At 70.3% G+C, this 8,608-nt stretch carries 5 protein-coding genes and 1 pseudogene; all 6 read right to left on the reverse strand.

Features of this window, described 5'->3' with window-relative positions:
• The coding region (locus VFB40_RS23805; protein WP_324854337.1) for an RNA polymerase sigma factor at positions 1 to 1,407 on the reverse strand (1,407 nt) is incomplete at its 3' end.
• A gap of 452 nt (positions 1,408 to 1,859) precedes the next feature.
• Complete coding sequence (locus tag VFB40_RS23810; protein ID WP_324854338.1) at positions 1,860 to 3,560, reverse strand: SpoIIE family protein phosphatase; 1,701 nt, start codon at positions 3,558 to 3,560, stop codon at positions 1,860 to 1,862.
• Positions 3,561 to 4,310: 750 nt separating this feature from the next.
• A complete protein-coding gene (locus VFB40_RS23815; RefSeq protein WP_324854340.1) occupies positions 4,311 to 5,231 on the reverse strand; it encodes a FadR/GntR family transcriptional regulator in 921 nt (306 codons plus the stop codon).
• A gap of 98 nt (positions 5,232 to 5,329) precedes the next feature.
• Positions 5,330 to 6,235, reverse strand: a complete 906-nt coding sequence (locus VFB40_RS23820; RefSeq protein ID WP_324854342.1) for a hypothetical protein — start codon at positions 6,233 to 6,235, stop codon at positions 5,330 to 5,332.
• A complete protein-coding gene (locus VFB40_RS23825) occupies positions 6,235 to 8,319 on the reverse strand; it encodes a DUF8746 domain-containing protein (protein WP_324854344.1) in 2,085 nt (694 codons plus the stop codon). The genes VFB40_RS23820 and VFB40_RS23825 overlap by 1 nt, the downstream gene beginning before the upstream one ends.
• Positions 8,320 to 8,509: 190 nt before the next feature.
• Positions 8,510 to 8,608 (reverse strand): annotated as a pseudogene (locus tag VFB40_RS28670) (DNA hydrolase); the annotation flags it as partial.

Raw genomic sequence — 8,608 nt, forward strand, 5'->3', positions numbered from 1 at the left:
CGGGGTCATGTCGAGCTCCTTGGCCAGCTCCTCCGGGGTGGGCTCGCGGCCCAGGTCCTGGAGCATCTGGCGCTGCACGCGGGCGAGCTTGTTGATGACCTCGACCATGTGCACCGGGATGCGGATGGTGCGGGCCTGGTCGGCCATCGCGCGGGTGATGGCCTGGCGGATCCACCAGGTCGCGTACGTGGAGAACTTGTAGCCCTTGGTGTAGTCGAACTTCTCCACCGCGCGGATCAGGCCCAGGTTGCCCTCCTGGATCAGGTCCAGGAAGAGCATGCCGCGGCCGGTGTACCGCTTGGCCAGCGACACCACCAGCCGCAGGTTGGCCTCGAGCAGGTGGTTCTTGGCCCGGCGGCCGTCCTCGGCGATGATCTCCAGCTCGTGCTTGAACCGGGGGTCCATCTTCTCGCCGGAGTTGAGCTTCTCCTCGGCGAACAGGCCGGCCTCGATCCGCTTGGCCAGCTCCACCTCCTGCTCGGCGTTGAGCAGCGGGACCTTGCCGATCTGCTTGAGGTAGTCCTTGACCGGGTCCGCGGTGGCCCCGGCCGAGGCCACCTGCTGCGCCGGGGCGTCGTCCTCGTCGTCGTCGGACAGGACGAAGCCCTCGTCCTCCTCGGTGGCGGGGGCGCCCTCTGCGGCCGGCTCGGCCTCGTCGGTCTCCGCCTCCGGCTCGGCCTCGGCGTCCGGTTCGGCCTCCGCGTCCGCACCGGCTTCCAGCTCGGCGTCGTCGACGAGCGCCTCGTCGCCGTCGAGCTCGAGGTCGAGGTCGCCGTCGAGCTCCTCGTCGAGCGACTCGTCCTCGTCGTCTCCGGACTTGGCCGCGGCGGCCTTCGCCGGCGCTGCCTTCTTCCCGGCCGTCTTCTTGGCGGCCGGCGCGCCGCCGTCGGCGTCGTCGGTGCTCTTCTTGGCCGCGCCCTGGGCGGCGGCCTTCTCAGGGGCGGACTTCTTCGCCGGGGCGGCCTTGGCGGCCGGCTTGGCGGCGCTCGGGTCGCCGTCTGCGGCCACGGCGGCGGCCTCGGGCGCCGGGGCCGACTTCGGGGCGGAGGGGGCGGCGGGCGCGGGCTCGGCGGTCTTGCGCACGGTCGCCGTGGCACGTCCGGTGGACGCGGCCGCGACCGCCCGCTTGCGCGGCTTGTTCAGGGAAGCGGCGCCCTCGCCGACCACGGCGACGGTCACGCCCTGCTCCAGCAGTGCGCGCAGCACCGACTTGGCCTGGCTGACCGGGACCTTGGCCTGCTCGCACGCGCGCCGGACGTCGTCGCTCGAAACCGCGGCCCCCTCGGCGCGTTCGAGCAGAGCCTGTACGGCGGAAGCAACCGGCGTGGCGGGCGCGTCCTCTGTCGTCGATGGTGCGCCGGACGCGTTGGAAGCGGCAGACGCGGAAAGCGAGATAGGGGCCGACACTCACGTACCCTTCGGAAAGGTGCTCACAGAAGCGCTAACTAAAAGACCTGGCATGGTTACTATGCGGCGGAACTCGATACGTCGTATGAGGTAACAGCAATTCCGAAACTGTCACACTTGTATGACAGCACGATGCAGCGGCGCCGTATTCCCGTCCCCAGAGCCGACGGGCCGACAGCCGCACAGCCGTGCCTGGCGTGGATCATTCCCGGTCGCGGCTTTGATCAAGCCGCTGTACACCGCTTCGCAAACGCAGGTCACGCACTCGATCAATCAGTCTAGCAGCGCCCCGAAGGCGCGCGCACACCACCTCGCGAGACTGCGCTCTTCTTCAAGCTGGGCTTCATGTTCGCGGCGCAGCCGACCCCTCAAGCAGCCTGTTTGCGCTAGAGCGCGGCCTCGACCAGCAGTTCAGTTTTCAAGCAACCTTCCAGCCACGATGCGATGACGGATTACACCCGCACGCGCACGGCGAGCAGCGTCACGTCGTCATCCTGCTCGTGCTCGCGCAGCATGGTCTCGACGAGGTGGTCGAGCAGCGGTTCGAGTGCGGTGTCCGGCGCGGAAAGGGCCGCCGCGCGCAGCCGCGCGAGCCCGCGGTCGAGCGAGTCGACGCGGGTTTCGACCAGGCCGTCGGAGAAGCCGATCACGATGTCGCCGGGCCGCAGCGAGAGCCGGTGTTCGACCCGCTCCTCGCTCCAGCCGAGCGGCGTGGCCTCCGGTGTCGCGTCCACGAAGCGCACGTCGCCCTCGGCGGTGATCACCAGCAGCGGCAGGTGGCCCGCGTCAGACATCACCAGGCTGCCCGAGGCCGGGTCGTACACCGCGTACACGACAGTGGTCAGCGACTCGGCGTTCTCGGTGGCGTCGAAGAGTCGGTCGAGCCCCGTGAGCACCGCACGCGGCGAAGGGTCGCTGTACGCCAGCGCGCGCAACGCCGCGCGCACCCGCCCCATGCCCGCCGCAGCGGTGACGCCCTTACCGATCACGTCGCCGACGACCATGCCGAGCCGGCCGTCCTGGAAGCCGAACAGGTCGTACCAGTCGCCGCCGACCTCGGTGTCCAGCGAGCCGGGGATGTACCGGAAGGCCGCGTCGATGCCAGGCAGATCGGGCAGCCGCTTGGGCAGCAGCGCGTCCTGGAGCGAGACGACCTGGCGATGTTCGCGCTCGTGCATGCGCGCCCGGGCGACCGCCATGGTGCACTGCCCGGCCAGCGCCTGGAGATAGGCCTGGTCGTCCTCGTCGAAGGTGCGCGCGGACTCGTACACGAGGTAGAGGCCGCCGACCGGGCCGGCGGCGGTGGTCAGCGGCAATACCGCCCAGGACTGCTCCTCCTCGAGCGAGTCCTCCCACTCGACTGCTTCGGGGAACACCGCGCGCACCCCGGCGCGATCCGCGAAGTAGCAGGGCTGACCCGCGCGCACAGCGGCCGTGAGCAGCGGCGGCCACGATGCGGTACGCCGCTCCCAACGCTCGTCGTCCGCTGCCTGTGCCAAGCGCTGCGCCGGTACCGGACGCACGGTGCGAGTCTGCGGCCACGGCGAGCGGCCGATCGGGTCGAGCAGCCGCAGTTCGACATGCGCGGCTCCGGTCACCTGGCCCAGCTTCGCCACGGCCGCGCGCACCTCGCCGATGGTCAGCGCGCCGGCCAGTTCCCTGGCGACGGTCTGCAGCTTGCCGATCCGCCACTGGGTCGAGCCCAGCAGTTCGGCGATGCGGTGCCGGTCGGTTACGTCGTGCACGATCGCGAGAGCTCCAGTGATCTCCCCGGCCGGGTCGTGCACCGGGGACCAGTGTGTTCTAAGGACGCGGACGCCCGGTCCGCGCGGCGCCGGGGCCCAGGAGGCGGCCTCCCAGCGCTGTTCGGGCTCGCGCCAGGTCTTGCCCGTGGCCACCACCCGGGCCACCGACTCCTCGACCTGCTCCCCCAGCTCGCCGGGCAGGATCTCGCTGGGCAGCCGGCCGAGGTGCTCCTCGACGCTGAGCCCGTTGATCTCCGCGAGCGCGCGGCTGACCTGGCGGTAGCGGCCGTCCGCGCCGTAACAGGCGAAGGCGACCGATCCGTCGTGCAGCAGCGCGCGCAGCAGCGCCGAGTCGGAACCGGTCTCGTGCGCGGCAGGGCTCTGCTGCCGGATGGCGTCTCGGGCCACAGCTCGCTTCCCGTCCCCTAACCGTTCGCGACGAGACGACGGACTGCCGTCCGCCGCCGTACGGGCGGTCGCCGGTTCGCACCCGGCGTCGTCTCACCGGATCGAGCTTAGCCGTCACCACCCGTCTACAGGGAGTGATTGAGCCAGGATTCTCCCGATCCCGGCGAGCGGGCCGACAGCGTCAGCAGGTCCAGACCACCGCGAAGATGGACATTCCAGCGCGCTCGCCGTAGCGGGGCGACCACTCTCCACAACGGGCGAGACATTGAACACACCGGCCGATCATGTGAGCCGGATGCGGTCGGCTTACCCAGCGGAATCTGAGCGCACACGCGCGCGTCACCAGCCGAGACGGCGCAACTGTCTGTCAGCTACCGGATACGTATTGACGCGGCCTCAGTATGCCTGCGGACAAAGCGATGCCTGAGACAAAGCGTCGCCGCACGCATCGCGCCCGATTGTGCATCGGGAAGTGGCCGCACCGAACCGAACGACCACTTCCCGACGACTGGCCCCGTTGTACTGCCTATCCGGACTCGCCCAACTTCACTGCCCCACTGCAAACCGCTCCACTACAACCGCATCGCGCCAGGCCGGTCCCCGGCCACACGCCTCCCCGCGCCCTGCTGGTCCCCGCGCTCGCCACTCCCCACCGCGCCGCACGCCTCCCGACCAGCGGCCAGCGTGCGCAGCCAGCAGTCAGCAGTCAGCAGTCAGCAGTTCAGTGATCCCACTGCGATCCCACTGCACTCAGTGATCACGCTGCGCCGGTACGTGCGCTGTCGCCTGCGCACCCGTTCCCCGGCTCAGCAGACCGCTCAGCACTTCCGCCGCGCCCGAACCGTCGCCCGCGAGCAGCCGGTCGACCAGAGCCGCGTGCTGGTCGTCGCCGACACCTGAACCGGGAACACAGCTGAGCGGCCGCACGCCGGTGATTTCCAGAGCGCCGTACACGACGGAGGCGAGGTGCTCGAGCATCCGGTTGTCGGTCGCGCGCAGCAGCAGTGCGTGCAGTTCGGCGTCAGCGCGCTGGTACGCCATCGTGTCGCCATCCGCCGCGGCCTCGGACAGCAGCTCGGAGAGCTCCATCATCCGGGTCCGGGCGATCTCGGGCAGCCGGGAGGCCTGTGCGGCGACCAGGTGCGCGGCCAGCGGCTCAAAGGCCTGGCGCAGTTCGGCCAGCTCCCGGGCCTGGTCGGCACGGAAGGGGCCGAGCGCCCGCCATTCGATCACGTCTGGGTCGAGCAGGTTCCACTCGTGCACCGGCCGGATCCGAGTGCCCACGTTCGGGCGGGCCGAGACCAGGCCCTTGGCTTCGAGCACGCGCAGCGACTCGCGCACGACCGTCCGGGAGACCTCGAAGCGCTGGCCGATCTCCTCGGGAACCAGCGGGCGGTCCGCGCCGAGCTCGCCGGCCACGATCATCTGGCCGAGCTGCTGGACGAGTTGGCCGTGCAGGCCCCGGCCGCGCTGAGCGGCCGCCCGTGGGAAGACGGCAGCGCCCTGCGCCAGGCCATACGGGTAGACCTGCGCCTCGCCGGTCTGGCCCTGGGCCGCAGCGGCCACGCCGCCGGGATGGGCCGGAAGGGTCGCGGAGGTGACTGAGGAGACGGTGTTCATGCTGAACTGGTCGGCGTTCCCGGCAGTCGGCTTAAGGGCCGCGGCGACCATTTACTCATGATTGTCACGGAATGCACTCAGTCGAGTGAATCATGGTACTTAACTGCGCGACAGGACCACAGGTCAGACCACGCAGTCAGCCGATCCAGTCAGACCACACGACGCCGCCGTACGGCAAGCACCCCCGACAGCATCAGCACGCTAAGCGGAAGTGCGAGCAAGAGACCCAGTGCGGCCGTATCGGTGATGCCCGGCGTAAGCCGCACAGCGCGCTGCGCAGCCTCGGCGACATAAGGCATCGCAAGACTCGTCGAGCGAGGCAGGAACACAGCGATCAGCGCACCGCCGGCGAGCGCAACGGCCGTTGCGAGCAACCGCAAGCGCAGCACAGCGCCACCCACGACGCCCAAGGCGCCGCAGAGCGCTGCCAGAGCGAGCGGGCGCCAACCGGCCAGCATGAGCTGCGAGGGCAAGGCGACCTCGACGCCGGAAACCTTGAACCCGAGCCGAGCGGTCCAGTAGGAGACCACCGTGGCGCCGAGGCAAAGCAGGGCGCCGACAAATGCCGCGACTACGGCCTTTGCGACGAGCACGGAAACGCGTCGCGGCAGCAAGGCGAAGGTGAGCAAACCGCCGCCGTAGCGGTACTCGTAGCCGATCGAAGTGGCGCCGAGCCATGCCGCGATGCAGGCGGCAACGGCACCCGGCAGCACCATCCCAACGACGCCGCCGTTGACGACCCACCCGCCGCCACCGTGCATCGGCGAGTACTGATGCAGGAGCGCGGTCGACCAGCCAGAAGCCGAAGGGACGCTAGCCGATGAGGCCAGCGACAGCAGCGACAAGCTCGGAGTCGGCACCGGCGGCCCAGGCGGCACTGGATGTGCGAGCCCGACCATGTGCCGCGCGGCCGGAAGCGTCAGAATCGCCGACCCGAGGAAGGCGAAGAACGCCGCGCCGCGAAGCGAGCGAAAGTTTCCGAGCCGCACGAGCTCGTATTTCAGCGCGCCGACAAGACCCGAAGCGGTTGCGAGTAACGACCTCAGCCAGCTCATCAGTGCGCCTCCTCCCCCACGTCGGAATTCGAGGCCTGCTCGCCAGGAGATTCGGTATCTGTTGGTGCGTCAGACCCCACTCCCGCGCCCGCCAAAGCTCCATCCACCGCCGCAGGTTCACCCGCCCCCGCCGAAACTGAGTCCACCGGCACAGGAGCACCCGCCCCAACGCCAGCACCAGCACGCGTCACCGGTGCTCCATCCTCCGCACCTGCCGCACGGATAGAAGCATTCGCCCCTGCACCGGCGTTCGCGTCAGCACCCGCCGAAGCTGTGTCCACCCCTGCACCGGCCACCAATTCGCCGTCCCCTACCGGGCCAGGCGAACCGTCCCCAACCGCCGGTTCGGGCACGACCGTGATCAGCCTGACGCTGGGTTCGTCCAGCGCATCGACGTCACCGACGTTCATCACCCTGACGTTCGAAACCGGCGTCCCTGTCCTCGCCACCGGAGTAGCCGTCCTCGCAACTGGCGCGCCTGTCCCCGCAGCATCCACACGCGCCGGTCGCAGGCCCTTGGCACCCCACGCCCTCACGCCCGACAACGGAGCGGTGGTGGTCCCGACGCTGACCGGCGTCGGCACGCTTACGACTCGCTTTCCGTCGGGGAAGCCCTGGATCGGCACCACGGGCCTTGCCCGCCTGCCCGTGCATGCCGCCAGCACCAGGTCTCCTGGATCCGAGCCCGTGAAGCGGTCCGACAGCTCGTGGACCGGGATGCTGTGCCGGTACGCGAGGTCGCCGACGCGTGCGCGGTCGAGCCCGCGCACCTCAAGGCACGCGCCCTCGCCCTGCGTGCTGCGCGCCCCGGCCTCGGCGAGGATCGCCGCGAACCGGACGATCTGCGGCGACCGCACGACGACGGACGCGCCGGTGGGCGCGCGCAGTACCTCCTCCGCGGTCCGCGTGCCGACCAGGTAGCCGGAGTCGAGCAGCAGCACCCGGTCGACCATCCCGATCAGCGTCTCCGTGTCCGAGCCGGTGACCAGCGCCGCGCGACCCTGCGCGGTGAAGGCTCGCAGCAGGGCGCCGAGCCACGCCACGCCTTCCGGCTCCAGGCCGCGGTCAGGGCAGTCCAACAGCAGGGTCTTCGGGTCGCCCAGCAGCGCGACGGCGATGCCCAGCCTGGTGGCCATGCCCTCGGTCAGGTCGGACAGCCGCGTGCGACTCTGCTCGGTGAGCCCGACGATGTCGAGGACGGCGTCGATCCGGTCGGCAGGTCGCCCGCGCCGGGTGCGTTCGATTCGGTCAGCCAGGTCGCTCTCATCAAGGCCGCCGCGACCGCGCCGAGCGGCATCGTTCCGCTGCTCGAAGTCGCTCTCGTCGTGACGAGCCTCGCACCCGTTTTCGGCGCACTCGATCCCGGCGGCGAGGTCGCCCTCGTCGTGAAGCGACCTGCGGCCGAACCGAAGCCACCGGCGACGACGGAATCCGTCTCCGCCCTCGGCGCCGCCATGCGGACGCCCTGACCGGCGTGCACCGATTCCGATCGCATCGGCATCAGACTCGTCGGCCCTACCGTGAGCGCTGTAAACGCCGAGAGCTTCTGCGAATTCGGCGTCTTCCTCCACGTCGATGCCGAGGCGGTCCGCGCTCGCAGTCCGGCCCGAGGCGTTCCGCACACTGGCATCAGCACTCGCGCGACCGAGGCCAGCCCGCGCGCCGACCGCATGCACGCTGTCGACTGACCTGGATCCGTCGCCGGGGCCGTACCGATTCGCGACCGCACCGGCGCCGGCGGACTGCCGCGCGCTGGCGAGGACGCCCTCGCGCGCAGCGCCTCGGTCCGTTGCCAGCGCGAGCCGCAGGTGGCCACGGACCGTCCGGTCCGGGTCGCCGATCGCCGGATCGAGCAGCAGCCCGACCTCTCGCATCGGTCGGCGCAGCGCGCGATACGGGCGCCCGTCGAACAGCGTCTCGCCGCGTCCGCGCTCGAGCTCCACCATCCGGCGCAGCAACACCGTCTTTCCAGCCCCGGTGCCGCCGAGCACTCCGGTCACTTGCCCGGGGCGCACATCGAAACTCACCGCGTCGAGAACTGTGCGGCCACGTCGCCGTACCGTCAGGTCGATGGCTTCGATCACGCCTGGCGCCTCCTGGATATTCGCTGCTGCCCGGTTGAGCCGACCTCCCTTCGATCGTCGGGCGCGGGCGACGAGCCGGACGGGCTGACACGCTCGCGGTTCCGGAAATCACCCGCATGGGGGCGCACAGCAGCTGAATATGCGTGACCGAGCTGACCTGCCGTCAGCCGAGGTCAGCGGCCTGCACGGGCTAGTTCGGGCGCAGCATCGGCGGGTTTAGCAAGGTGACGTCACCCAGACGGAACAACTGCGCCGGACGCCCGCCCTGACGAGCCGTCGTGTCGCCGAC

This window comes from Actinocrinis sp. (assembly GCF_035650855.1).
Taxonomy (GTDB): Bacteria; Actinomycetota; Actinomycetes; order Streptomycetales; family Catenulisporaceae; genus Actinocrinis.

Bases quoted from the DNA above. Each gene is read 5' to 3' on its own strand.
- VFB40_RS23815 (WP_324854340.1), bottom strand. From the start codon at position 5,231: ATGGTCGCCGCGGCCCTTAAGCCGACTGCCGGGAACGCCGACCAGTTC.
- VFB40_RS23820 (WP_324854342.1), bottom strand. From the start codon at position 6,235: ATGAGCTGGCTGAGGTCGTTACTCGCAACCGCTTCGGGTCTTGTCGGC.